Source organism: Marinobacter xiaoshiensis, assembly GCF_031631795.1.
GTDB lineage: Bacteria > Pseudomonadota > Gammaproteobacteria > Pseudomonadales > Oleiphilaceae > Marinobacter > Marinobacter xiaoshiensis.
On sequence record NZ_JAVMBO010000018.1, the window covers coordinates 85,720 to 110,814 of the forward strand.

The 25,095-nt window shown below is 52.2% G+C and carries 24 protein-coding genes and 1 tRNA gene; 12 read left to right on the plus strand and 13 right to left on the minus strand.

Annotated features, from left to right (window positions below; all coding sequences use genetic code 11):
• Positions 1 to 33: 33 nt before the first annotated feature.
• Positions 34 to 1,155 (minus strand): CaiB/BaiF CoA transferase family protein, encoded by a 1,122-nt coding sequence (locus tag RKA07_RS15850; RefSeq protein ID WP_310966787.1) that lies wholly within the window; start codon positions 1,153 to 1,155, stop codon positions 34 to 36.
• Positions 1,156 to 1,330: 175 nt separating this feature from the next.
• Between RKA07_RS15850 and RKA07_RS15855 the strand changes: the two genes are divergently transcribed.
• On the plus strand, positions 1,331 to 2,356 hold the full coding sequence (locus RKA07_RS15855; RefSeq protein ID WP_310966788.1) for an AraC family transcriptional regulator: 1,026 nt from the start codon (positions 1,331 to 1,333) through the stop codon (positions 2,354 to 2,356).
• Here the strand turns inward: RKA07_RS15855 and RKA07_RS15860 are convergent.
• Together RKA07_RS15860 and RKA07_RS15865 are read right to left on the minus strand one after the other, a co-directional pair.
• Complete coding sequence (locus RKA07_RS15860; RefSeq protein ID WP_227714791.1) at positions 2,353 to 3,231, minus strand: hypothetical protein; 879 nt, start codon at positions 3,229 to 3,231, stop codon at positions 2,353 to 2,355. The genes RKA07_RS15855 and RKA07_RS15860 overlap by 4 nt on opposite strands.
• 5 nt (positions 3,232 to 3,236) lie before the next feature.
• Entirely contained in the window at positions 3,237 to 4,655 is a 1,419-nt protein-coding gene (locus tag RKA07_RS15865; protein ID WP_310966789.1) for a DNA recombination protein RmuC, read from the minus strand.
• 284 nt (positions 4,656 to 4,939) lie between these two features.
• Between RKA07_RS15865 and RKA07_RS15870 the strand changes: the two genes are divergently transcribed.
• The 4 genes from RKA07_RS15870 (at position 4,940) to RKA07_RS15885 (ending at position 8,745) form a co-directional block, all read left to right on the plus strand.
• Positions 4,940 to 5,314: a hypothetical protein gene (locus tag RKA07_RS15870; RefSeq protein WP_200203797.1), complete on the plus strand. Its 375-nt coding sequence runs from the start codon at positions 4,940 to 4,942 to the stop codon at positions 5,312 to 5,314.
• A gap of 164 nt (positions 5,315 to 5,478) precedes the next feature.
• On the plus strand, positions 5,479 to 6,276 hold the full coding sequence (locus RKA07_RS15875; protein ID WP_227715343.1) for an ATP-dependent zinc protease family protein: 798 nt from the start codon (positions 5,479 to 5,481) through the stop codon (positions 6,274 to 6,276).
• Between the two features lie 2 nt (positions 6,277 to 6,278).
• Complete coding sequence (locus RKA07_RS15880) at positions 6,279 to 7,796, plus strand: inactive transglutaminase family protein (RefSeq protein ID WP_310966790.1); 1,518 nt, start codon at positions 6,279 to 6,281, stop codon at positions 7,794 to 7,796.
• Position 7,797: 1 nt separating this feature from the next.
• On the plus strand, positions 7,798 to 8,745 hold the full coding sequence (locus tag RKA07_RS15885) for an alpha-L-glutamate ligase-like protein (RefSeq protein WP_310966791.1): 948 nt from the start codon (positions 7,798 to 7,800) through the stop codon (positions 8,743 to 8,745).
• Positions 8,746 to 8,805: 60 nt separating this feature from the next.
• Here RKA07_RS15885 and RKA07_RS15890 read toward each other — a convergent pair whose 3' ends face one another.
• A complete protein-coding gene (locus tag RKA07_RS15890) occupies positions 8,806 to 10,398 on the minus strand; it encodes a BCCT family transporter (RefSeq protein ID WP_200370005.1) in 1,593 nt (530 codons plus the stop codon).
• Between the two features lie 262 nt (positions 10,399 to 10,660).
• Here RKA07_RS15890 and RKA07_RS15895 point away from each other — a divergent pair, with 262 nt between their 5' ends.
• The 6 genes from RKA07_RS15895 (at position 10,661) to RKA07_RS15920 (ending at position 16,602) form a co-directional block, all read left to right on the plus strand.
• The gene (locus RKA07_RS15895) at positions 10,661 to 12,304 is read left to right on the plus strand and encodes an FMN-binding glutamate synthase family protein (protein WP_200370006.1); all 1,644 of its coding nucleotides are present in this window, start codon (positions 10,661 to 10,663) and stop codon (positions 12,302 to 12,304) included.
• A 149-nt stretch (positions 12,305 to 12,453) separates the two neighbouring features.
• Positions 12,454 to 12,530, plus strand: a tRNA-Pro gene (locus RKA07_RS15900).
• A 163-nt stretch (positions 12,531 to 12,693) separates the two neighbouring features.
• Positions 12,694 to 13,707: a thiosulfate ABC transporter substrate-binding protein CysP gene (gene cysP, locus RKA07_RS15905; protein ID WP_310966792.1), complete on the plus strand. Its 1,014-nt coding sequence runs from the start codon at positions 12,694 to 12,696 to the stop codon at positions 13,705 to 13,707.
• 54 nt (positions 13,708 to 13,761) lie between these two features.
• Positions 13,762 to 14,592 (plus strand): sulfate/thiosulfate ABC transporter permease CysT, encoded by an 831-nt coding sequence (gene cysT / locus RKA07_RS15910; protein ID WP_413785031.1) that lies wholly within the window; start codon positions 13,762 to 13,764, stop codon positions 14,590 to 14,592.
• A 4-nt stretch (positions 14,593 to 14,596) separates the two neighbouring features.
• Positions 14,597 to 15,466 (plus strand): sulfate ABC transporter permease subunit CysW, encoded by an 870-nt coding sequence (cysW, locus tag RKA07_RS15915; RefSeq protein ID WP_310966794.1) that lies wholly within the window; start codon positions 14,597 to 14,599, stop codon positions 15,464 to 15,466.
• A complete protein-coding gene (locus RKA07_RS15920; RefSeq protein WP_200203775.1) occupies positions 15,466 to 16,602 on the plus strand; it encodes a sulfate/molybdate ABC transporter ATP-binding protein in 1,137 nt (378 codons plus the stop codon). Before cysW ends, RKA07_RS15920 begins: the two co-directional genes overlap by 1 nt.
• Positions 16,603 to 16,646: 44 nt before the next feature.
• On the opposite strand, the gene RKA07_RS15925 is transcribed toward RKA07_RS15920, so the two are convergent.
• Positions 16,647 to 17,252: a Crp/Fnr family transcriptional regulator gene (locus tag RKA07_RS15925; protein ID WP_200203772.1), complete on the minus strand. Its 606-nt coding sequence runs from the start codon at positions 17,250 to 17,252 to the stop codon at positions 16,647 to 16,649.
• Positions 17,253 to 17,369: 117 nt separating this feature from the next.
• Here RKA07_RS15925 and RKA07_RS15930 point away from each other — a divergent pair, with 117 nt between their 5' ends.
• Entirely contained in the window at positions 17,370 to 17,558 is a 189-nt protein-coding gene (locus tag RKA07_RS15930) for a YgaP family membrane protein (RefSeq protein WP_200203770.1), read from the plus strand.
• Positions 17,559 to 17,646: 88 nt separating this feature from the next.
• Here RKA07_RS15930 and RKA07_RS15935 read toward each other — a convergent pair whose 3' ends face one another.
• From RKA07_RS15935 to thrS, 8 genes are all read right to left on the minus strand, one after another.
• Positions 17,647 to 18,012 (minus strand): MerR family transcriptional regulator, encoded by a 366-nt coding sequence (locus tag RKA07_RS15935; RefSeq protein WP_200203768.1) that lies wholly within the window; start codon positions 18,010 to 18,012, stop codon positions 17,647 to 17,649.
• The gene (gene ihfA / locus RKA07_RS15940; protein WP_071264800.1) at positions 17,993 to 18,295 is read right to left on the minus strand and encodes an integration host factor subunit alpha; all 303 of its coding nucleotides are present in this window, start codon (positions 18,293 to 18,295) and stop codon (positions 17,993 to 17,995) included. Before ihfA ends, RKA07_RS15935 begins: the two co-directional genes overlap by 20 nt.
• Before the next feature lie 3 nt (positions 18,296 to 18,298).
• Positions 18,299 to 20,671, minus strand: a complete 2,373-nt coding sequence (pheT, locus tag RKA07_RS15945) for a phenylalanine--tRNA ligase subunit beta (RefSeq protein WP_310966795.1) — start codon at positions 20,669 to 20,671, stop codon at positions 18,299 to 18,301.
• Positions 20,672 to 20,731: 60 nt separating this feature from the next.
• Positions 20,732 to 21,730: a phenylalanine--tRNA ligase subunit alpha gene (pheS, locus tag RKA07_RS15950; protein ID WP_200203764.1), complete on the minus strand. Its 999-nt coding sequence runs from the start codon at positions 21,728 to 21,730 to the stop codon at positions 20,732 to 20,734.
• A gap of 158 nt (positions 21,731 to 21,888) precedes the next feature.
• The gene (gene rplT, locus RKA07_RS15955) at positions 21,889 to 22,242 is read right to left on the minus strand and encodes a 50S ribosomal protein L20 (protein WP_200203762.1); all 354 of its coding nucleotides are present in this window, start codon (positions 22,240 to 22,242) and stop codon (positions 21,889 to 21,891) included.
• 44 nt (positions 22,243 to 22,286) lie between these two features.
• The gene (rpmI, locus tag RKA07_RS15960; protein ID WP_100639828.1) at positions 22,287 to 22,478 is read right to left on the minus strand and encodes a 50S ribosomal protein L35; all 192 of its coding nucleotides are present in this window, start codon (positions 22,476 to 22,478) and stop codon (positions 22,287 to 22,289) included.
• A 97-nt stretch (positions 22,479 to 22,575) separates the two neighbouring features.
• Positions 22,576 to 23,115 (minus strand): translation initiation factor IF-3, encoded by a 540-nt coding sequence (gene infC, locus RKA07_RS15965; RefSeq protein ID WP_200204081.1) that lies wholly within the window; start codon positions 23,113 to 23,115, stop codon positions 22,576 to 22,578.
• A gap of 2 nt (positions 23,116 to 23,117) precedes the next feature.
• On the minus strand, positions 23,118 to 25,043 hold the full coding sequence (gene thrS, locus RKA07_RS15970; protein WP_200203760.1) for a threonine--tRNA ligase: 1,926 nt from the start codon (positions 25,041 to 25,043) through the stop codon (positions 23,118 to 23,120).
• Between the last annotated feature and the right edge of the window lie 52 nt (positions 25,044 to 25,095).

Here is a 25,095-nt window from a genome sequence, read left to right on the forward strand (position 1 = left end):
GAGGTTTTTTTGTCTGGGCTTTTAGTTTTAACCTTAACCTACAGTATCGTTGCTAGCCCCCAACACTTGCCCAATAAAAGAAGCTTCACACCCCGTCTTCTCAAACTTAATCGGAAACCCAATCTGCTTCTGCAGTGTGCCATCGCCTCGATCAACCCCAATCACCATATCCCTGGCCTTCAACTGCGGGTGCTCAGCCGCCTCGGCAATCGTCAAAACCGGCTCCACACAAGCATCCACATCAGCAAAAATAGCCTGCCACTGCTCCAGAGTTTTCAGCTGTATCTTTTCACTGAGCGCAGCTTTGAAGGCTTTCTGGTGATCCGGGTTCTGGCTCAGGGCAAAGCTCTTCATTTCAGCCAGCTCCAGAATGTCGCACAGTCTTGCGGAGAACTGTGGCTCCAGGCTTCCCACGGAGAGCCAACGGCCATCCTGCGTTTTGTAGTAGTCATAGAAAGAGCCACCGTTGAGCATGGCGCCTTCAGGCTTCTGCTCTTGGCCGCCAGCCAGGTTAGCGGCACCGGCCATGCCGTTGAGTGCGAAGGCGGCGTCGGTCATGCTAATGTCAACAAACTGCCCTTCTCCAGTTTGCTGGCGGTGAATCACCGCTGCCAGTATGCCCATCACCGCGTGGTGAGAGCCGCCAGCTACGTCGGCAATCTGGATACCCATAGGTGGGGGGCCGTCTTCTTCACGGCCGCAATGGCTGCTCACGCCGGCTATGGAGAGGTAATTTATGTCGTGCCCTGCCCGGTCTTTATATGGGCCAGTCTGGCCGTAGCCGGTGATGGCGCAGTATATAAGCTTGGGGTTGATGGTTTTCAGGGTTTCATAACCAATGCCCAGCCGATCCATAACGCCGGGGCGGAACTGTTCGATCACTATGTCGTAATCCTTCACCAGTTCCAGAATCTTCTCTTTGCTGCCTTCTTTTTTCAGGTTAAGCGCTAGCGATTGCTTGCCACGATTAAGAAATGCATGAGCTGTACTTACCCCCGCATCGTGAGGCGGCATAACTCGGGTAAGGTCTACCCTGTCTGGCGCTTCTACTCTCAACACTTCTGCGCCCATGTCTGCCAAAAGCATGGTGGCGTATGGCCCGGGCAGCAGTGTGCTGAAGTCCAGAATTTTCATCGAGGTCAACGGACCTGCCATAGTGTTCTCCTTGTTTGTGATAGGTTGTTCGTGCTTTCCCCATGCTGCCCGGTTTTGCCATAAGGGCCAACCGCAGGTTACGCCATTACAATTAGCCAATTCTTACAATGGCTTCGGTTGCATTGTGGCTTGGGGGTTTTATGATGGGTCTGGTTTTTATGGAATGGCGAAATTAATGTCTGATCTGACAGTTTCACGGCACTTTGTGCAGGCTGCCCTGTCTGGCGCTGAGCGTTTGGGGCTTGATACCGGGAAAATGCTTCGGGATGCAGGCATATCACCTGATCTTTTGCGCATTGAGATGGCTCGGGTCAATAGCGATCAATTCAGTTCGCTGCTACAGATTGCCTGGTACCGCATGGATGATGAGTTTCTGGGCATGGGGCCACGGCGAGCCCGAGCCGGCACCTTTGCTACCATGTGTGCGCTGGTTATCGACTGCCCTACGCTTGAGGCAGTTTATCGCCGCGCGTATCAGTTTTCCCGGCTATTTGATCCCATGGCCACAATGGAGCTGGAAACCGGTGGTCAAAAAGTGCGACTGGTGTCCCGCATTGAAGGCGAGATTCACGACCCCGACTATTTTCTGCGCGAGAGCATTCTGGTTATCTGGCATCGATTGGGCAGCTGGCTGGTAGGCCAACCGGTAGAGCTGGAAAAAGCCGAGTTTAATTACCCACGGCCCGCTCATGGCGATGAATACCGTCATATTTTCCATTGTCCCCTCGAGTTTGATTCCGACTCCACCGCCCTTACGTTTGATAAACGTTTTCTGTCGGCACCGGTGATCAGGGATAAACCGGAAATCCTGCAGTTCCTGAAAACGTCACCAGCAGATCTGTTATCTCGCCCAGATGAGAGCAATACATTTACCGGAAAAATCAGGGCGCTCATTGGTCGGGACTTTTCAAAGCCCCTGCCCGATTTCGAATGGATTGCCAGCGAACTGCATACCAGCCCGCAAACATTGCGTCGCAGACTGAAGCAGGAAAACACATCGTTTCAGGAGATCAAGGATTTACTGCGTAGGGATATGGCAATTTACTATTTAAGCCGGCAGGAATTGTCTATTAACGATATTGCAGAAAAAGTCGGGTTCACAGAGCCCTCAACATTTCACCGGGCTTTCAAGAAATGGACAGGGGTTACCCCGGGTGCCTATCGTGAAGGCGAGCGGGGTAACCTCAAAACCGAAAGCTAGGAGCCGGAGGGGGCCTGCAGGTTGCGAATCAGTCGCCCCAGAGTCTGGGCAATCTCTTCTGCCTGGCTGCGATTCGGTGAAAGCTGGAACAAGCGGGAGCCATCTCGTGGATCGTACACCCAACAGGTCGCCAGAGCTGTGTCACACCGCCACTCGACCTGAGGGTTTACCCCATACACGGGAATCTGGCCAGCTATCCGTGTGGCGCCGCCAGAGCTATTGCGCCTGATTTCCTGATAGGCGATTGCATCACCGCTAACGCTCAGGCGATATTCAATATCCGCTGGCCGATCAAGTCGAACAATTGCCTGGTCCTGCCGCCATCCAGCAACCCCAAAAAGGCTATTGAGGTGCAATACCAGAGCTTCGCGGTCCGTATCGGCCAGATACAATTTGCGCAGAGACTCAAGGCGCTTATCTCCTGCCGGCTCAATCACCGCAACTTTAGCCTCACCTTCAATCTGAGGGGTAAGAGCTTTCTCTTTCCGCGCCCGCTCAATATCGGTAATCAGTTTCAAGGCGCTTTGGTAATGACTACCGTCAGCTCCGGCTTTGGTGACATAGCCCTCGAGTGCGGCTTGCGCCTCATTGAGGTGCGAAGACTGAAGCATTACCCTGCCACGGTAGTAGAAGTAATCGGCGGGCTTTTCTGCATCCAGCAGCTGCAAGCGATTAAGATACTCACTCGCCTCAGCCCAGTTTTCTGCGGCCACTGCTTCTTCAGTCGCCAGCATCAAGCGACGGGTTTCATGCTCCGGTGCCAGTGCGGCAGCCTGCCCTGCCAGCAAGGCCGAAGCAATAATTGCCACTTTGGCCAGCTGCCGGCCTTTTAATGCCAAGGCGGGTAAACGGCTGTTCCCAAAACGTACTGCCATGGTACTTACTCCTGATCGTTATCTGCACCGATTGCCTGATTTTCCGAACCCGGCTCTTCGCGGGGCACGTTCTGCTCAAAATCCACCTCGGCCTGATCCATGACAGCCTTCGGCAGTTCTTTTTTCACCCGCACACCAAGTTCCACAAACCGGTTGGCTTGTGAAACAAGGTTACCTCGGCCTCTGGTGAGCGTATTCATGGCCGAGTCGTAGGTAACCTGAGCAGTATGCAGTTGCCCGCCCAGGCGCTCCATGGCTTCTACGAACACCCTGAGTTTGTCATAAACAGCGCCCGCGCGCTCTGCTATCAAACGGGCATTCTGGCTCTGGCGTTCGTACCGCCAGATATTTTCAACTGTACGCAAGGTCGCCAACAGCGTTGTAGGTGTTACTACAATAATCTTTCGCTCGAAGGCTTCTGAGAAAAGGTTCTCGTCCTGCTGAAAAGCTGCCACAAAAGCCGGTTCTATAGGCATAAAAAGGAAAACAAAGTCCGGCGAGTGCAAGCCACTTAACTGGCTATAGTCTTTTTCACTCAGAGTGCGAATATGGGTGCGCACGGCTGCCACATGTTCTTTAAGGGCCTCCTCCCGGGCGCTATCGTCCTCTTCCGTAGTCCATGTTTGATAAGCCACTAACGAAACTTTGGAATCAATCACCAGATTTCGGCTATCCGGAAGGTGTATCACCACATCCGGCCGGAGCAGCTGGTTTTCTGCATCCCGGTAACTGCCTTGGGTATCGTACTCAATACCTTTACGCAGCCCGGACTTTTCCAGAACCCGCTCCAGAATCAACTCTCCCCAGTTGCCCTGGATTTTTTTGTCGCCCTTAAGCGCCCGTGTAAGGTTGGCAGCTTCTTCAGTAATCTGGCGATTAAGGTCCTGAAGCGATTTAATTTCGCTGCGAAGCGCTTGTCGATCCCGGGTTTCGGTGGTGTAGACATCTTCTACCCGCTTCCGAAAGTCCTGCAACTGATCCCGAAACGGGTTGAGCAGGGAATCAATACTTGTGCGGGTTTGCTGAGTGAAACGCTCACTCTTCTGCTCAAAAATCCGGTTGGCAAGATTTTCAAACTCCTGTTTCAGCGCATCCCGATTGCGTTCCAGCAACGCAAGCTTCTCGGCAGCAGACCGCCGCTCCTCTTTCAGCACAACCTGCTGCTCTCGCAGTAAAGCTCGGGTCTCACCCAACTCACTCCGGAGGGAGTCAATTTTCAACTGCTGGTTTTGGCGTTCTTCTGAAAGCTCTTCAATTCTCCGGCTGTGGGCCGCCACATCAGATTGCAGGCCAGCCGCCTTGCTTTCCGCTCTTGCCTTTGCCATGAGCCCAACAATAACAACCAGAGTTGCAAACAACAGAGTAACCAATACAACCAACATCTCTGGCCGGGATACTGCAAACTCACTTACGGCCTCGGGCACAGGTAAAGCTCCTCTGGTTGGTTCAGTATTTGTTCGGATTAACGTGAGCTTACCCACGCACTACATTCTATAGGAACGCAATAACCTTTTCGCCGGCAGTCTTTGCCATGAGGCATATGCACGGCGTACATCACGACTGTTTGGCAATTTGGTAATGCGCTCGAATCCGACTATGGACGCGCACCGTAATATCCACTAAAAGAGTATATGTCGCCCAAAACTGGCGGATTACACTTTGTTAACTGCTTATTGGGCCGACACCGAACCAAACTGGATCCTTTATCATGCTGAAAGAACTCTGGCGAAAGCTGGGCGCTGATTTCCGACAGACCGACAGCCCTTATAATGAGTGCGGAGAAGGCGATCCTCATTTTTATGGTTCAGGCGATTTCAGATTACTGCCTCACATTACCCACACTGGCGAGTTCCACCTTGAACGACTCACGCTCCTGCTCAAGAACCGGTATGGCAAGAGCCCCGAAACGTCGGATGCCGCCTCTGACGATGCTATTCGCGATTTAATTGTGTTTGCCGCGCGGATTCAGGATCAGGACATTCAAAAGGAGCTGCTTCTTTTTTACCTCAACTGCTCACCGGTGATTCAGGAATATTTACGTTCCGATGAGGTTCTGGGCACCAGCCACTTTCTGTTCCGCTAAGCAGCAGCCAGAGCAGATAGCGAATCCGTCTTAACCAACTGTAAAACAAATACACACGTCGGTTGTTGTATACTCCTGCCCCGGATATTCTCCGTTAATCTTTTTTATGACTGTTACACCCATTCTATTCCAGGTGTGACCGGCAACCGGCTCAGGGGTTTTTAATGCGTTCCAAACAATTGCGAGCTGGTCTATCGACGTTATCCGTTGTGGTTTTAGCAGGCACTGCTCTGCTGACGGGTTGCTCGGCAGACAGGTATTTCATGGTGCCAAAATCCGATCTTGGCGATCTCAACACATCAGTTCAGACCCAGCGCGCGACACTGGTCACTATGGAAAACAACGCAACGATTCGCCACGACAAGATTCTGGAACAGAACGAAGTCGCAACACAAAAGGTGCTGGATGCCATTGCAACGCAAGTTGCGAAGCCCTCTTGCCCCCCCATCCCTGCGCAGAAAGCCTGCCCCGCTACCGATAGATCGAAAGGCCGGGCTGACAGACTTAAAGGGAAAGTAATCGTTGGCGAAGTAGAGAACTTTTATCTGGCCGGCCCCGGGCTGATCTACAAAGCCCGCATTGATAGCGGTGCTGAAACGTCCTCCATTGATGCTCGCAATATTACCCGTTTCGAACGCGACGGCAGCAACTGGGTGCGTTTTGATGTTCCAGTTCCCGGCACAAAAGATTTCGTTACCCTTGAGAAAGAGATTTCCCGGCGCGTAAAAGTAATTCAGGCCAGTGCAGATGGCGCAGAAAGGCGCGTAGTAGTAGAACTACAATTCTCCATTGGTGACCATCAACAGGTAGCAGAGTTTACGCTTTCAGACCGGAGCAACCTCACGTACCAGGCACTCATTGGCCGCAACGTTCTCCGGGATGTCATGCTGATTGATGTTGGCAAGGAGTACGTAACGGAACTGCCTGACTCCATTCGCACAGATAACGACAACGGGAAATAATCGTGACTAGCCCCTCCCGCCTGCCATTCTATATTGCTGTCTTCCTGCTGATTACTGCGGGTATCTCACTTGCCATTTGGCGCAACGTTGAACTGGGAATTCCTTGGCTCACCGGGGAACAGCACCCAGTCTGGATGGTTGAGGCCCGGGTAGACTTTAATGGATCAAATCAACCAATCGTAGCAAGCTTGAATGTGCCTGAGCATCCGCCCGGATTCCGGATTCTGACCGAGCAAGCTGCCTCGCCAGGTTACGGGTTTTCGATTATTGATAAAGCGGGTAGCCGGCGTGCAGAGTGGACGAAGCGCGAAGTTGCTGGCCCGCAAACCTTGTACTTCAAGGCGCAGTTCATACCCGACCCGGGCGCAGAGCAAACTCCCCCCGCCCAACCACCAAAAACCCGCCGACTGTTCTGGGAAGAACCCCAGGCGACAGCTGTGCGTGAAATTCTGGCCCAGGCAGAAGCTCGCTCAAGCACACCTGAAAGTATGACCCGCGAACTGATCCGGTTGATGCAGCCAGATACCCGCGTTCAGAACACAACGCTTCTTGTGTCTGAAGATAACTATCTGCAGCTACTGGTAGACATGCTTAACCACTCGGGGATTCCTGCTCGCACGGCCGATGGCCTGAAACTTGAGGATGCTCGGCGCCGGCAACAGCTAACACCTTTTCTGCAGATATATAACGGCGAAAAATGGCTTACTCTGAACCCGAAAACTGCTGCCCAAGGCATTCCCGAAGATCTGTTACTCTGGCGCCAGGGCTCAGAATCCTTGCTCGACGTTGTGGGTGGTGACAACTCCGAAGTCAGCTTCTCCATACTTCGGCAAACTATCCCGGCACTCCAGCTTTCCGCCATGCAATCTGACGGCAATGGCTTGGGCTTCCTGAGTTTCTATGAACTCCCTATTGAAGAACAAAGCATGTTCCGCATGCTTCTGTTACTGCCGCTCGGCGCGCTTGTTGTTGCATTTATGCGTATTGTTATCGGCATTCGCACATCAGGCACCTTCATGCCGGTGTTGATAGCAGTTGCCTTCGTTCAAACCACTCTGGTCCCTGGCCTCGTCGCTTTCCTTTCAGTGGTTGCCATTGGACTGGCAATGCGCGGCTATCTCTCCAGTTTGAACTTGCTTCTGGTATCACGCATATCAGCCCTGATCATCCTTGTTATCTTCATAACTGCCGGCCTCAGTATCTTCGGTTATCAGATGGGCTTTAACACAGGCATGACAGTGACCTTCTTCCCGATGGTCATCATCGCCTGGACTATCGAACGTATGTCCATTCTCTGGGAAGAAGAAGGCGGCCAGGAGGTTCTGGTTCAAGGTTCTGGCAGCCTGTTTGTTGCTATTTGCGCCTACTTACTGATGAGCGCGCCCCTGGCCGGCCATCTGACATTCAACTTCCCGGAGCTGCATTTTTCGATTTTGGGACTGATTCTATTGATGGGCCAATATACCGGCTACAAGCTCAGCGAACTCAGACGCTTTACTCCAATGAAGGTCTACGACTGATATGGACTGGATCTCTCCGCGCGCACTGAATCGCTTGGGCATGCTTAACATGAACCGGCGCAACGTTGACTACATTGCCCGTTATAACGAGCGCTCATCATATCCGCTGGTGGACAACAAGCTCAAAACGAAGCTGGCCGTTGCCGAGTATGATGTGAAAACCCCAAAGCTGCTGCAGGTTGTAAAACAACAACACGAGATCTCTCGCTTTCGGGAAATGGCAGAAGGGCTTGCGGGTTTCGCCATCAAACCTGCCAAAGGATCTGGCGGCAAAGGCATTACAGTGATCACTGGCCGGGACGGAGATAGCTTTGTAAAGGCATCCGGTGCGCGAGTGGGGGCTTCTGTACTTGAGCGGCACCTGACCAACATTCTGGCCGGCCTTTACTCACTGGCTGGCACTCCGGATGTGGCTATTGTTGAAGACCTGGTGGAATCTGCCCCATCGCTGGCTCGCTATTCACACCAGGGCGTACCTGACATACGTATAATCGTATTCCAGGGCTACCCGGTGATGGCTATGCTGCGCCTTGCAACAACCGACTCTGATGGCAAAGCAAACCTGCACCAGGGTGCGGTAGGTGTTGGCCTGGATCTGAGCACGGGTAAAAGCCTGAATGCAGTACAATTCAACCGCCCTATTAAACTTCACCCCGATACCGGCTTACCCCTGGAAAACATCCAAATTGAAGCCTGGGATGAGATGCTGGAGATGGCTTCACGCTGCTTCGAGGCAACAGGGCTGGGCTACATGGGCGTTGACCTTGTAGTGGATGCTCAGCATGGCCCACAACTTCTTGAACTGAATGCACGGCCAGGCTTGGCTATCCAGATGGCCAATGGCCGCGGTTTGCTGCCCAGGCTGCGCGCTGTTGAGCGTCTCAAGCGCCCTCATTTCACACCCAGAGAGCGCGCGAACTACGCTATGAAAAACTTCGCGAGCCTTTGAACGGAATACAACGAACATAAAAAAACGGAGCCAAGGCTCCGTTTTTTTATGTGTCACTTCCTATGACATTTCACCTCGTGCAATCAGCAACTTGCGCTCATGAGCCAGACCTTTCAGCAAGCCCCAGGTCATGATCAGAAGGATCACGGTGAACGGTAAGCCCGCACTCACTGCAGACGCCTGGATAGCGCTTAACGCATCCGCACCCCCACCAAAGATCAGTGCCGCTGCAATGGCCCCCTCCATGATCACCCAGAATATACGCTGTGCTGTAGGTGCATCGGTTTTGCCGCCGGCGGTGATGCTATCTATTACCAGTGAGCCTGAATCCGATGAAGTGATAAAGAACACCAGCACCAGCACAATGCCAACAAACGACAGGATCTCAGTCAGCGGAAGGTTTGCAAACATCTGGAACATCGCCAGGGATACTTCTGTGATGCCATCTTCTGCCAGCGCACCAATGCCCTGATCAATCTGCTCAAGCGCCGCACCACCAAAGGAACTCATCCACACTGCCGTAATAACGGTAGGGATGATCAGAACTGCCGTTACAAATTCACGAACTGTACGGCCCTTGGAAACCCGGGCGATAAACATGCCCACAAAAGGTGACCAGGAAATCCACCAAGCCCAATAAAACACAGTCCAGCCGCGCATCCATGCTTCGTCATCACGGCCGAACGGATTACTGAAGGCCACTACGTTCCCCACATAGCTGGATGTCGTCGCCCAGAGGTTTTGCAAAATACTCATGGTGGGGCCGGCAAAAATAACAAAGAACAAAAGAATGCCAGCAAGTGCCATGTTGATATTACTCAACACTTTAACGCCACCATCCAGGCCTCGCAGTACCGACAGAAGCGCAACTGCTGTTACGCCAACGATGATCGCCATTTGCACGTTGATGCCGGAACCCATACCGAACAGGTAGTTAAGGCCAGAAGCCGCTTGCTGAGCACCGAATCCCAGGGAGGTTGCCAAGCCGAAAATTGTGGCAACAACTGCCAGTGTATCGATGATATGGCCCGGCCAGCCCCAAACCTTGTCTTTCAATAACGGGAAAAACGCGGAGCGGATGGTCAGCGGCATGTTCTTGTTATACGCAAAGAACGCCAGAGACAGTGCAACAATGGAGTAAACCGCCCATGGGTGAAGCCCCCAGTGATACATAGTGCCGCCCATAGCAAGCTTACGCGCTTCAGGCGTGTTCGCCTCCACTCCAAACGGTGTGCCAAACCAGTCAGTGTAATAAGCCACTGGCTCTGCCACTGCCCAGAACATCAGGCCAATACCCATGCCTGCTGCGAACAACATTGAGAACCACGAAATGGTAGAGAAATCGGGCTTGGCATCCATGCCGCCCAAGCGAATCTTACCCACTGGCATAAAAATCAATGCAATGCATACAATCACAAACACGTTGGCGCTTAGCAAAAAGAACCAATCGAAGTTTTCAATGATGCTGTCCTTCGTACCAACCAACAGTTCGTTGGCAGCGGTAGGAAACATGAGTGTCCCCACCACAAAAAGCACAACCAATACCGCCGTGATCGGAAATACCGGTGCGTGAAGATCCAGCCCGAATGGTCTTACATTATCCTGGCCGGCTACGTAATCTGTTTGATACTCGTCTTTAACTACGTCGCCCACGTGATGGCGCCTCCTGATTTTTGAATTTGGTATCGAAAATTCGTAATAATCTGGATTCAAATGTTACAGGCGCGCCATATTAATGTTTTGAGCTCAAAACATCAAAAGCGCTATTAGTACTCTTTCAGCATAGACCAAACAACGAACTTGAAAGCAAAAAACTCATGCAATCGGCTATAAGTTACGGACCGCATGGATATACTGAAGACCAACCGATTGATGCACCCTCTTCACAGTATTTACTGAGCCAAGTGAGAAATTCATGGAGAAAACAACCACATTCCCGATGCGGTACTCAGCTTACGCTTTAAGTATTGCAGGCTTTCTTGTTTCGCTTTCCCTGAGCCTATACTTCGAAGCAGGTTATCTTTTCCCCGGCATATTCGGCGCTTTGGCGATACTTGGCACCTACGACTTGCTGCAAAAGAAACGCACTATCAGCCGAAACTACCCCATCATGGTGCACTTTCGTTACCTGTTTGAATCTATAGGGCCCGAGATTCGCCAGTACTTTATCCAGTCCGACAACGATGAGCAGCCGTTCTCAAGGGACCAGCGCACGCTCATCTACCAGCGGGCAAAAAATGTGCTGGACAAGCGGCCATTCGGCTCACAACTGAAAATGTACGAAGATGGGTTCGAGTGGATCAACCACTCCCTCCGCCCAACCAAAATACCAGACAGTAATTTCCGCGTGCTGATTGGCTCGCGCTGTGCAAAGCCATACAGCGCAAGTGTTTTCAACATTTCCGCCATGAGTTTCGGCGCCCTTTCTGCCAACGCTATTCTAAGCCTGAACACGGGCGCAAAAATGGGCGACTTTTACCACGACACCGGCGAAGGCTCTATTTCCCGCTACCACAAACAACCCGGTGGCGACCTGGTATGGGAAATCGGCTCCGGCTACTTCGGCTGCAGACACAAAGACGGAACCTTCAACCCTGAAATGTTCGCGAAGAATGCGACGCTCGACCAGGTAAAAATGATAGAGGTCAAACTATCTCAAGGTGCAAAACCTGGCCATGGGGGTATTCTTCCTGGCGCCAAGGTAACCCCGGAAATCGCAGAGGCCCGAGGAGTTTCTGTGGGAGAGGATTGTGTATCTCCATCACAGCACTCGGCATTTTCAACCCCCATTGAACTGCTGGAATTTCTGGATCAGTTGCGGGATCTGTCCGGCGGCAAACCTGTGGGTTTCAAACTGGCCATTGGCCACCCATGGGAGTGGTTCGCCATTGTAAAAGCCATGCTCGAAACCGGTCGTAAACCCGACTTTATTGTTATTGATGGCGGCGAAGGTGGCACTGGCGCAGCACCACTGGAGTTCATCAATCGCATTGGCACCCCCATGACAGAGGCTCTGCTCCTCGTACACAACACGCTGGTGGGCACCAATCTACGAGAAGACATATCCATAGGCGCAGCTGGCAAAATCACCTCGGCCTTTAATATCGCCCGTACTCTGGCCCTCGGCGCCGACTGGTGCAACTCTGCAAGGGGCTACATGTTTTCGCTTGGCTGCATTCAGGCCCTGAACTGCCATACCGGCCGTTGCCCCAGCGGGGTGGCAACCCAGGACCCCAGAAGGAGTAGCAAGCTTGATGTAGAAGACAAAAGCCAGCGGGTGTACAACTTTCACAAGAACACCCTGGATGCCCTGCAAAACATGCTGGAAGCCTCTGGCCTGCGCCATCCTGGTGAACTCGGGCCCGAACACATAGTTCGCCGGGTATCGAAAACAGTAGTGCACTCGTACATCGACCTATTCCCCTTCCTTGCCCCTGGCGCTCTGCTTGAAGGGAAAACCGGCATGGCTGTCTTCGATAAATACTGGGCCGATTCACAGGCAGAAAGCTTTGATCCACCAGAATTCATCCAAAAACTCAGAGAAACCAAGCTACGCTAAAAATTCGAACCAGAATTCGACAATGCCTGTTTATTTTCAATCCGGGCTAGTGTAGACTTCGCTCCCGCTAAGCCACTGAGATTCCTCTTTTAAGTCTCCGCGGCACACGCCATCAAAGCCAAGCTTTGTAACGGCATAAATTAGCGAATCGGGGCGTAGCGCAGCTTGGTAGCGCACTTGCATGGGGTGCAAGGGGTCGTAGGTTCAAATCCTACCGTCCCGACCAAATATCACGAAAAGGGTACATCTTTGGATGTGCCCTTTTTTTATATCTGACACACCCTCGCTTATTCCATATCGATCTGAATAAATCATTTTATATTCTTTCAAGACTTAAGATGACTTTGGTAAATTACCCACCATCAAATCATCTGGTTTAGGGGATTGTCATGCCAAGTAAACTCAAGGGCCTGGTTACCGGTCTTGCGCTAGGCGCTTCACTTTTTGCACAACCGGCTGTGTCCGCCGATCGTGAGCTGCTTAACACCTCCTATGACATTGCCCGGGAACTGTTTGCGGCTTACAACGTGCACTTCAACCAGTACTGGGAAGAGCAAACCGGTGAAACGCTTGAAGTTAGCCAGTCTCACGCTGGCTCCTCAAAGCAGGCACAGGCCATCATCCAGGGCTTGAAAGCAGACGTAGCGACTTTCAACCAGGTTACGGATATCGATATCCTGCACACTCGTGGCGGCCTGATTCCGGAGAACTGGGCCGAGCGTCTGCCTAATAACAGCTCGCCCTACTACTCCACCATGGCGTTTCTGGTTCGCAAGGGTAACCCGAAAAACATTCAAAACTGGGACGACCTGATTAAAGAAGATGTGGCCCTGGTTATGCCCAACCCGAAAACCTCAGGCAACGGCCGTTACACTTACCTGGCTGCCCTGGGTTACGCCCAGGACCGCTTTGGCGACGACCAGACAAAAATTGATAGTTTCCTTCAGGATTTCCTTTCGCACGTAAAGGTATTCGACAGCGGCGGGCGTGGTGCAACCACTACATTTATTGAGCGTGAAATTGGTGATGTTCTTCTGACATTTGAATCAGAAGTACTGAATTTGGCAGATCGCTACGACAATGGTGAATATGAAGTTGTAACGCCAAAAGTAAGCTTTTTGGCAGAGTTCCCGGTTACCTGGATCGATGAATACGTGAAGCAGAACAAAACCGAGGATCTTGCGAAAGCCTATCTTGAGCACCTGTACAGTGAAGACGCCCAGCGCCTGCTGGCTGGATTCAACTATCGGGTTCATAACGAGACCGTGAAGCAAGAAACTTCAGATCGCTTTCCTGAAGTAAAACTGCTGCCCATCGATGCCATTGCCGGCAGCTGGGAAAACGCCACCAAAGAGCACTTTGCCAGTGGCGGCAAACTCGACCAACTGCAACGCCGGCGGTAATTCATGTCCACGGCTAACCAGGCCGGCGCTGTAGTCTCTCAGCGCTGGCCACGGATCGGAAACCGCAGCAAGCGGGTACTACCGGGGTTCGGTTTGAGCCTCGGTATTTCGCTTTTGTTTATCAGCCTTATCCTGATGCTGCCACTCACTGGGCTGGTGATGGAAGTTTCTGCCATGAGCTTCGATCAGTTCTGGTTTGTAATCACTGACCCTCGGGTAGTCGCCTCTTACAAAGTTACCGCCCTTGCAGCACTGGCGGCCTCACTGTTTAACGGCATCTTCGGATTACTTCTGGCCTGGGTTCTGGTGCGCTACGAATTTCCGGGAAAACGACTGATTGATGCGGTCGTTGATTTACCGTTTGCCCTGCCCACTGCTGTAGCGGGCATCGTTCTCGCTACATTGTTTGCAGAGAATGGCTGGTACGGGCAATGGCTGAGCAAGCTGGGAATTGAGGTTGCCTTTACGCCTGTAGGAATAGTTGTGGCCATGGCGTTTACCAGTCTGCCGTTTGTAGTTCGCACAGTTCAGCCGGTTCTTGAAGAACTCGCGCCTGAAGACGAAGAGGCGGCCGTGAGCCTGGGCGCCAGCGATGGCCTGGTGTTCCGCCGGGTAATCTTCCCTGCCCTTTGGCCGGCTCTGCTGACTGGGGTGGCCTTGTCGTTTACCCGAAGCCTGGGAGAGTTCGGTGCCGTTATCTTTATTGCGGGCAACATGCCTTATGTGAGCGAAGTCACCAGCCTGATGATTTTTGTCCGCTTGCAGGAATACGACTATGCCGCCGCCAGTGCCATAGCTTCCGTGGTACTGATGGTGTCGCTAGTGATGCTTTTTGCAATCACCCTGTGGCAGGCCCGCTACCTTAAACGCATAGAGGGGCGCTAAATCCATGAATGCCTCCCAATCTTCCCGGCACCGGCGTGTTGGCGATAGCCCGGCAATGAAATGGCTGTTGATCGGCATTGCAGTCGCCATAGCGCTAGCTTTGTTGATCGTGCCATTACTTGTGATTTTTGTTGAGGCTCTGGGCGCTGGCTGGGGAACCCTGGCAGACAACCTGACGGACCAGTACACGCTGCATGCTATCGGCCTGACGCTGTTTGTGGCTGCGCTTACCGTGCCCCTTAACCTGGTTTTTGGCACTGCACTGGCCTGGCTTGTCACACGCTTTCGTTTTCCCGGCCGCAAACTACTGATCACTCTGATTGATATTCCGTTTGCGGTATCTCCGGTTGTTGCGGGCTTGTTATACCTTCTGCTCTACGGTCGTAACGGCTGGGTTGGCGGCTGGCTTGCTGGTTACGACATGCAGCTGATGTTCTCCTGGCCCGGCATTGTGATGGTTACTGTGTTCGTTACCTGCCCATTTGTTGCCCGCGAGTTGATACCGCTGATGCAGCAGCAAGGCAGCGAAGAAGAAGAGGCTGGTGTGGTGCTGGGCGCTTCTGGCTGGAGAATATTCCGCACAATCACACTGCCCAACATCAAATGGGCGCTGATTTACGGAGTAGTACTGACTAACGCTCGGGCAGTGGGCGAGTTTGGCGCTGTATCGGTAGTGTCCGGCAATATCCGCGGACAAACCAACACGCTCCCCCTGCACGTCGAGCTGTTGTACCAGGATTACAATATTGTTGGCGCTTTTGCGAGCGCCTCGCTACTGGCCGGCATCGCTGTATTTACGCTGGCTGTAAAAGGTTTCGTGGAATGGCGGCAGACACGCTCCCTGAATCGTCTGCAAACAGAGGAGACAGCGTAATGACTATCACTGTTGATGGCATCAACAAGCGTTTCGGGAAGTTCCAGGCGCTCAACAACGTCTCTCTGAATATTCCTGAAGGCAAACTGACCGCACTCCTTGGCCCTTCCGGCTCTGGCAAAACAACGCTCTTGCGCATTATTGCCGGCCTCGAGTCTGCCGATAGCGGACGAGTCAGTTTCTCGGGCAAAGATGTAACCAAGCTGCACGTACGTGACCGAAACATAGGTTTTGTGTTCCAGCACTACGCCCTTTTCCGCCACATGACCGTGGCACAGAACATAGCGTTTGGTCTGGATTCACTGCCGCGGAAACAGCGTCCATCCAAAGCAGAGATTCAAAAGCGAGTTGGCGAGCTGCTGGAAATGATTCAGTTGCCGCATTTGGCCAATCGCTTCCCCGCTCAGCTCTCTGGCGGTCAAAAACAGCGTGTAGCCCTTGCCCGCTCCATTGCAACACAACCCAAAATTCTGCTTTTGGACGAGCCTTTTGGTGCACTGGATGCCAAGGTGCGTAAAGACCTGCGGCGCTGGCTGCGCAATTTGCACGATGAATTCCATTTCACCAGCATTTTCGTGACTCACGATCAGGAAGAAGCTCTGGAGCTATCGGATCAGGTAGTGGTCATGAGCCAAGGCAATGTGGAACAGGTGAACGAGCCAACTGAGCTTTACGCCCGACCAGACAGCCGCTTCGTGTTCGACTTCCTCGGGCAGGTAAATGTGCTGTCTGGTGACATCAAGCATGGCACCTTGAGCCAGGGCAGCGCCTGGGTAACAGTTCCGGACATCCAGCACCAAGGCACTGCTCAGCTCTACCTGCGGCCCCATGAAGTACGCCTGGCCACAGCGCCTGCCGCACACGCCAATCTTCCACTGCGCATCGAAGCCGTTAGCCTGATTGGATCCGAAGTGCGCGTTGAGTTGCGCCCAGAGGGCTGGGCGAGTGAAGGCTCAGATAACATCTGGGAAGTTGGCATCAGCCATGCGGAGTTTAACCAGCAACGCCCAACTCGTGGCGATCTGCGTTATGCCATACCAGAGGTTGGGCACCTGTTTACCGGCAAAGACACTCAGCCGGCAACAGTTAACTGGGATGAGGCTAAGCTGTCACCCAGAATTCGCCTGATCAACTGAGCACTTTGGGCGCTCCGGACTAAACCTTCGGGGCGCTTGTAATCTTAACCTGAGACATCAATCCTCCCTCGCGCCAAGCTCACCCGCCCCTTGCGCTCAAGCTCCTTCAAAAGCCGGCTAACAACCTCTCGGGCGGTGCCGAGCTCAACAGCCAGCTCCTGATGGGTGATGTGTATTGGGCTTTTGCGAGCCTGAAGCCATTCTTCAAGGCGCTCATCCATTCGGCGAAATGCCACTTCCTCTACCAGGAGCATCAGGTCATCCAGCCGGCGTCCGTATGACTCCATTATTCCAAGACGGAAGGCGGCAGACTGGTCCATCAGCCGGTCAAATAGCCCCCGGGGAACCATTGCTGCCTCAGCCTCTTCGTCCACGATAGCTTCTGCCCGATAGCCATACCCTGTCATCAGGCAACCGATAGACAAGGTGCAAATGTCATCGGCTCCCATGCGATAAAGCACAATACTGTTACCAGACACGCCCGTCATCTGCACTTTGATTGCACCGCTGAGCATCAGGGGCAAGCCCTGGCAATGCTCTCCGGCCCGGAACAGGATCTTACCTGGCGGGAATCGCATAACCTGAATACTCTCAAGGGCTTCTTTTTGAAGCTCCCGGGGCAACGTCTCCAGAATACTGTGCTGTAGCATGAACTCTTCCATGGGCATTGAATAATGAAGGGGTCAGTGTGACTTTATCACTGAACGGACTCACGGTGAGGGCTAAAGTGACAACTGTAGCCTCATACCAACACAGGAGAATGGATTATGAGCATTAATATGGGTTCTGCGGACAGAATTATTCGCGCCATTGTCGGCATTGTGCTTCTGGCGTTGGTGTTTGTTGGGCCACAAACACCTTGGGGCTGGATTGGTATTGTGCCACTGGCGACCGCTCTGCTGGGCAACTGCCCTGCTTATTCACTGCTCGGCATCAAAACCTGCAAAAAGCAGTAAGCAACGAATCTGGCTAAGACCGGATACAAGATACAGAAAAGCCGAAGTGATGGTAAATCGCTTCGGCTTTTCTACTTAATTACACGGTCTATTTTACTGGGGCGTTGAGCACGTCCAGGACGTCTTCAAGCTCGGTAATCATTTGACGAATAAGCTGCTTGTACTGAGTTGTGTCGTCTTTCACTTCGTGGCTACTCAGCTTCTGCTTCGCACCACCGATGGTATAGCCCTGCTCGTAAAGCAAGCTGCGTATCTGCCTGATGGTTATCACATCAGCACGCTGATAATAACGGCGGTTACCACGACGCTTGACTGGTGACAGCTGCGGAAACTCTTGCTCCCAATAACGCAGTACGTGTGCCTTAACCGCACACAGCTCTGCGACTTCACCTATCGTAAAGTAACGCTTCCCGGGAATCGTAGGGAGTTCGTTGTTATGACTGGGTTCCAACATACGCTTCTACTTTCTGTTTCAGTTTCTGTCCCGGGCGGAAAGTAACAACACGCCGTGCGCTTATCGGAATCTCTTCACCGGTCTTGGGGTTTCGGCCGGGCCGCTGCTTTTTGTCTCGCAGATCAAAGTTACCGAAACCCGACAGTTTTACCTGTTCGTTATGGCTGAGTGCGCCTCTGATCTCATCGAAGAAAGCTTCCACCATTTCCTTGGCTTCGCGTTTGTTCAGACCCAATTCTTCGTACAAGCGCTCTGCCATTTCCGCTTTCGTCAAAGCCGCCATGTCTCAACTCCTCAGTGTTGCCCCCAGCTCTTCCTTCAGTGCGTTGATAACACCATTAAAGAGCGAATGCACTTCATCTTCATTCAACGTGCGTTCAGGATGCTGCCAGAACAAACTGAGAGCCAGACTACGATTACCCTCGCCCAGACTTTCACCTTCATAAACATCAAACGCACGCAACGCTGTTAATCGCTCGCCGGCATGTTTGCGGGCTACACGCTCTACGTCAGCAAACGAGACATCATTACCAATAATGATCGCCAAATCCCGTCGAACTTCCGGGAATTTCGAAATTTCTTTGAAATTAGGCACATATCCCGTAATGACCGAATTCAAGGATAGCTCAAACATTAGAATGGTGCCATTAAGTTCAAGATTTTTCTGAACTTGTGGATGCAGTGTGCCCAGCCAGCCTACATGCTCCCCATCCCGGATTAGCTCGGCAGTCTGACCTGGGTGTAAAGCCGGGTGCCGGCTGCCAACAAACCCGATTTGAATACCCAGCAAACTGAAAAGACCTTCCAACTCACCTTTTACATCAAAAAAATCTGCAGTTCTGCGACCGTTTACCCAGTTTTCAGGATATTGGGGGCCAACTACAACACCTGCCAACATGGGCTGTTGATCAATTCTCTGGCCATCGTGCAAAAAGCGCAAACCTGTCTCGAACAAACGTATCCGTGGCTGCTGTCGATTCTGATTGTGAGCAACCGTTTTCAGCAAACCACTCCAGAGGGTGGTTCGCATAACGGACAAATCCGAAGAAATAGGATTCGCCAAAGCAATACCTTCATGCTCGGGATCCACCTGTGCTTGTACTTTCGGATCTACAAAACTGTAGGTAATCGCTTCCTGGTAGCCATGAGAAACAAAGTAATTCTGTATGGCAGACACTGGCCGGGTTGCTTCGTCATTTACACGCAACCCGAGAGAGCCCGTAGGTTCGGTGACCGGAAGATTGTTGTAACCATAGATGCGGCCAACTTCTTCAATCAGGTCTTCCTCAATGGATATATCCGGCCGGAAGCTGGGCACCATAATCCGCCAGCCATCCTTCAGGAGTTTATCAACACGAAATCCTAGCCGGATAAGAATTTCCTCAACCGTTGTGCGGTCAATTTCCAGACCGAGCACATCCGCCAAGCGTTTGGATCGCAAGTCAATTGAGCGCGCCTTTGGCAAATGCTTGGCGCTGGACACTTCAACGATTTCTCCAGGCTCACCGCCTACGATATCCATCAGCAGCTGGGTAGCTCGCTCCATAGCGTCACGGGCAAGCTCGTAATCTACCCCACGCTCAAACCTATGAGAGGCGTCTGTATGCAAGCCAAAGTGACGAGCCTTGCCAGCAAGTGTTATCGGGTCGAAATAGGCTGCCTCGAGTACCAAATCACGGGTCTTTGCACTTACACCCGAGTGCTCGCCACCCATAACGCCTGCGATGGCTATTGGCTTTTCATGGTCGGCAATCACCAACGTCTGCTCAGTAAGCTCGACTTCCTGCCCATCCAACAGAACCAGCTTTTCAGCGGGGCGCGCCATACGAACAATAATGCCCTTACTGATTTCATCGCGATCAAACGCATGCATTGGCTGGCCCTGCTCCAGCATCACGAAGTTGGTCACATCCACAGCTGCATCAATCGAACGCACGCCGGAACGGCGGAGCTTTTCCTGCATCCACAAGGGCGTTTCGGCTTGGAGGTTCACATTTCGGAGAATACGCCCCAGGTAGCGGGGGCAACCTTCCGGTGCATCCACGCGGATATCGGGAACTTCTGAGTGCACAGCTTCTACTGGCTCAATCTGCGGAGCCTCTGGAACAAGGCTGTTCAGAACGCCAACCTCACGGGCAATACCTTTAATTGAAAGGCAATCGCTACGGTTGGGAGTCAAATCCACATCGATGGCCACATCATTCAGCTTGAGATAATCACTCAAGGATGCTCCGACGGGTGCATCAAAGGGTAACTCCATCAAGCCCTCATGGCTTTCAGACAAACCCAGCTCAGACTCAGAGCACAGCATGCCTTCAGACGGCTGGCCGCGAAGCTTGGCCTTGCGGATTTTAAAATCACCGGGCAACACTGCACCAACCACTGCAAAAGGTACCTTCAGACCCTGACGTACATTAGGGGCCCCACACACAACCTGAACAACCTGGGCGCCATCGCTTACCTGGCATACACGCAGTTTGTCTGCGTCCGGATGAGGCTCAACAGATTGAACCTCTCCAACGACGACGCCCTCAAATTTGCCAGCCACAGGTTCGAAGCCATCGACTTCCAACCCTGCCATGGTTATCTGATCCATCAACTCCTGGGAGTTGATTTCCGGGTTGACCCATTCGCGCAGCCACTGCTCACTGAATTTCATGGTAAATGCCTTGTTCTGATGCGGTTTCGACGTTTGATTCGGATGCCGTAAAACGTGTTATTAACGGAATTGGCGTAAAAAGCGCAAATCGTTCTCGAAGAACATACGCAGGTCGTTCACGCCATAGCGGAGCATCGCCAGGCGCTCAACGCCCATGCCGAATGCAAAGCCGCGATATTCCTCGGCATCAATACCGCAGTGCCCAAACACGTTCGGGTGAACCATGCCGCACCCCATAACCTCAAGCCATTTGATACTGCCATCGGCTTCGCGCCCCCACTCAATATCCACCTCAGCAGAAGGTTCGGTAAACGGGAAATAAGATGGCCGGAAACGAACCTGAAGATCACGCTCAAAAAACACCCGTAGAAATTCCTCTACTGTGCTCTTCAGATCAGCAAAACTGACATTTTTCTCAACCAGCAGCCCCTCAACCTGATGAAACATAGGGGTGTGGGTCATATCCGAATCGCAACGATACACACGCCCCGGGCAAATCATACGGAACGGCGGCTTACCAGCCTCCATGGTGCGAATCTGCACTGGAGAGGTATGGGTGCGCAACAAGGTACCGGGATTGAAATAGAAAGTATCGTGCATAGCACGGGCCGGGTGGTGGCCAGGAATATTGAGCGCTTCGAAGTTGTGGTAATCGTCCTCAATCTCCGGGCCTTGCTCTACGGTGTAGCCGGCACGGGAGAAGAATTCTTCGATACGCTGCAGTGTGCGAGTCACCGGATGCAATCCACCCAGGTCCTGACCTCGTCCGGGCAAACTTACATCAATGGATTCGCCAGCAAGTTTTTGCTCAATGGCAACTCGCTCCAGGTCGCTGCGTTTGACGTTAATCGCCTGTTCAACCTGTCCTTTCGCCTCATTTATCTTCTGGCCGGCGGCGGGTCGCTCTTCGGCGGAAAGCTTACCCAAGGTTTTGGCCTGCTGGGTAATAGCGCCTTTTTTGCCAAGATATTCAACACGAATTTGATCAAGCGCCTGCAAGCTGTCGGCTTTTTCGACCGCCGTTAAACCGTCCTGAACCAGTTGCTCCAGGTTTTCCATTGACCCTGCTCCAAACCAGAAATGAGGATTTCAAAAAAGAAATCTTTAAACAAAAATAGGGGAAGAGCGTGCCCTTCCCCTATTAAACGGCGCCTGATACGCGAATAAATCTGCGCTTGGCACCGGCTCGATTCGTAATCGATGAAAGAGCTAAGCGATCAGAGAGATGCTTTTGCCGTCTCAACAACAGCGGCAAACGCCTGCTGCTCGTTCATGGCCAGATCGGCCAGAACCTTACGATCGATCTCAACATTTGCCTTTTTCAGGCCAGCGATCAAACGGCTGTAAGACAGGCCGTTAGCCCGGGCGCCAGCGTTGATACGAGCAATCCACAGTGCGCGGAAAGCACGCTTACGGTTACGACGGTCGCGATACGCATACTGACCGGCTTTGATAACCGCTTGCTTGGCAACGCGGAATACACGGCTACGAGCGCCGTAGTAACCCTTGGCCTGCTTTAAAATCTTCTTGTGACGACGACGTGCAACCACGCCACGTTTAACACGAGCCATACCTTAATCCTTCTACCTTAAAACCGTTGAGAGTGTTTGCTGCGTTACTTACGGAGCATACGCTTTACGGATGCCACATCAGATTTGGCAACCAATGAAGTACCACGCAGCTGACGCTTACGCTTAGGGCTCTTCTTGGTCAGGATGTGACTGGTGAAGGCTGACTTGTGCTTGAAGCCGGTAGCAGTTTTCTTGAACCGCTTGGCCGCTCCACTCTTCGTTTTCATCTTAGGCATTTTTTAAAACTCCGCATTCTGTTTTTTTAATACATCAATATGAACCTGAACGACAAAACCCCTACCGACAGGCAGGGGATTCATCACTGAATCAGATTCACTTCTTTTTGCGGGGAGCCACAATCATGGTCATCTGACGGCCTTCCATTTTCGGGCGCATTTCTACCTGCGCCAACGCTTCGATATCTGCCTCGATGCGCTCCATGAGTTTCATACCAATTTCCTGGTGTGCCATCTCACGGCCACGGAACCGGATAGTGATCTTGCCGCGGTCCCCGCCTTCAAGGAAACGTACCAGGTTGCGTAGTTTTACCTGATAATCCCCTTCTTCAGTTCCTGGTCGGAACTTAAGCTCTTTGACTTGCGTCTGTTTCTGCTTCTTCTTGGCAGCAGCCTTCGCCTTTTTCTCGTCGAAGACCTTTTTGCCATAGTCCATTATTTTACAGACGATCGGATCGGAATCTGTAACCTGTACCAGATCCAGGGTCGCCTCCTCTGCCATCTTGAGGGCCTCTGCGATCGGAACTACACCTACCTGCGTGCCCTCGGCATCTATCAGGCGGACTTCAGTTGCATCAATATTCTCATTGATCGGCGCCTTTGGAGTACGCCCACCCCGATTCGTTCGCTGTTTAATAGTTAAATCTCCGTCTTGATTCTGCCCTTGCGCTCAACATCTTCTTTCAGAAGTTGTTCGAACGCTTCAAGCGATAGGGTTCCCAAATCTTCACCTTTGCGGGTTCTCACCGCAACGGCGTTGTTTTCGACTTCTTTATCGCCGACAACGGCAAGAAAGGGAACTTTGTTAATTGTATGCTCGCGGATTTTAAAGCCGATCTTCTCGTTTCTCAAGTCAGCATTAACCCTAAAGCCCAAAGAATCCAACTTTTTCGCCAGATCCTGACAATAATCACGCTGATTATCGGTAATATTGAGAATTGCGACCTGAGTTGGAGCAAGCCATGTAGGGAACGCGCCCTCATACTCTTCAATCAGGATACCAATAAACCGCTCAAAAGAGCCAAGTACTGCTCTATGCAACATAACTGGCGTTTTGCGCTCGGAGTTATCTGCAACATACTGGGCACCAAGGCGGCCAGGCATAGAGAAATCTACCTGAATAGTGCCACACTGCCACACCCGTCCGATACAGTCCTTGAGAGAAAACTCGATTTTCGGGCCATAGAACGCACCTTCGCCCGGCAGCAGCTCCCAATCCACTCCTTCGCGATTCAGGGCTTCTTCCAGTGCGGCCTCAGCTTTATCCCAAACTTCATCTGACCCCACACGCTTTTCCGGGCGGGTAGAAAGTTTGTACAGAATCTCCTCAAAGCCGAAGTCTTCATACACCTCATGGAGAAGCTCGATAAACTTTGACACTTCCGGTTGAATCGCATCTTCTTCACAGAAAATGTGGGCATCGTCCTGAGTAAACCCACGCACCCGCATCAAGCCGTGCAGCGCACCAGAAGCTTCATTACGATGGCAAGAGCCGAACTCAGCGAGCCGCAGAGGAAGGTCTTTGTAGCTCTTCAAACCCTGATTGAACACCTGAATATGGCAGGGGCAGTTCATCGGCTTGATGGCGAAATCGTGTTTTTCAGATTCCGTGGTAAACATATCATCACGGAACTTGTCCCAATGCCCGGACTTCTCCCACAAGCTGCGGGAGACAACCTGGGGCGTTCTGATCTCTTTATAGCCATGGCGATGAAGGATTGAGCGCATGTACTGCTCAATTTCCTGATAAACGGTCCAGCCGTCCGGGTGCCAGAACACCATACCTGGAGACTCTTCCTGCATATGGAAAAGGTCGAGTTTTTTACCAAGTTTCCGATGGTCGCGCTTTTCTGCTTCCTCCAGGCGATGCAGGTAGGCTTTGAGGTCTTTTTTGTTACCCCAGGCAGTGCCATAAACCCGCTGCAGCTGCTCGTTGTTGGTATCGCCACGCCAGAATGCGCCAGAAACTTTGGTCAGCTTGAATGCTTTAAGCTTGCCGGTGCTGGGCACGTGAGGGCCCCGGCAAAGATCGATGAAGTCGCCCTGGCGATAGAAGGACAGATCTTCATCACCCGGAATATCTTCAATAATCCGAACTTTATATTCCTCGCCCATCTCATCAAACAGCTTTACCGCTTCACTGCGGGAAAGCACAGAGCGGGATACGGGTATATCCTGTTTGGCGAGCTCTTCCATGCGCTTTTCAATTCGGGCCAGATCCTCATTGGTAAAAGGCCGGTCGAATTTGAAGTCGTAGTAGAAGCCGTTGTCTATAACCGGACCGATAGTCACCTGAGCTGAAGGAAACAGCTCTTTAACCGCCATCGCAAGCAAGTGAGCGGTAGAGTGGCGGATAACATCAACACCGTCTTCATCGCGCTCAGTGATAATGGCAAGCTCGGCATCCTGCTCGATCCGATAGCTGGTATCCACAAGCTGGCCATCTACTTTGCCGGCAAGTGCGGCTTTTGCGAGGCCAGCTCCAATGTCAGCGGCGACATCGTGTACGGTAACGGGTTCTGCGAAACTACGGTGACTGCCATCCGGCAGGGTTATGACGGGCATGAAAAGCTCCTGTTAATTACTCAGCGGTGATCTATACCAGAGATCACATGGT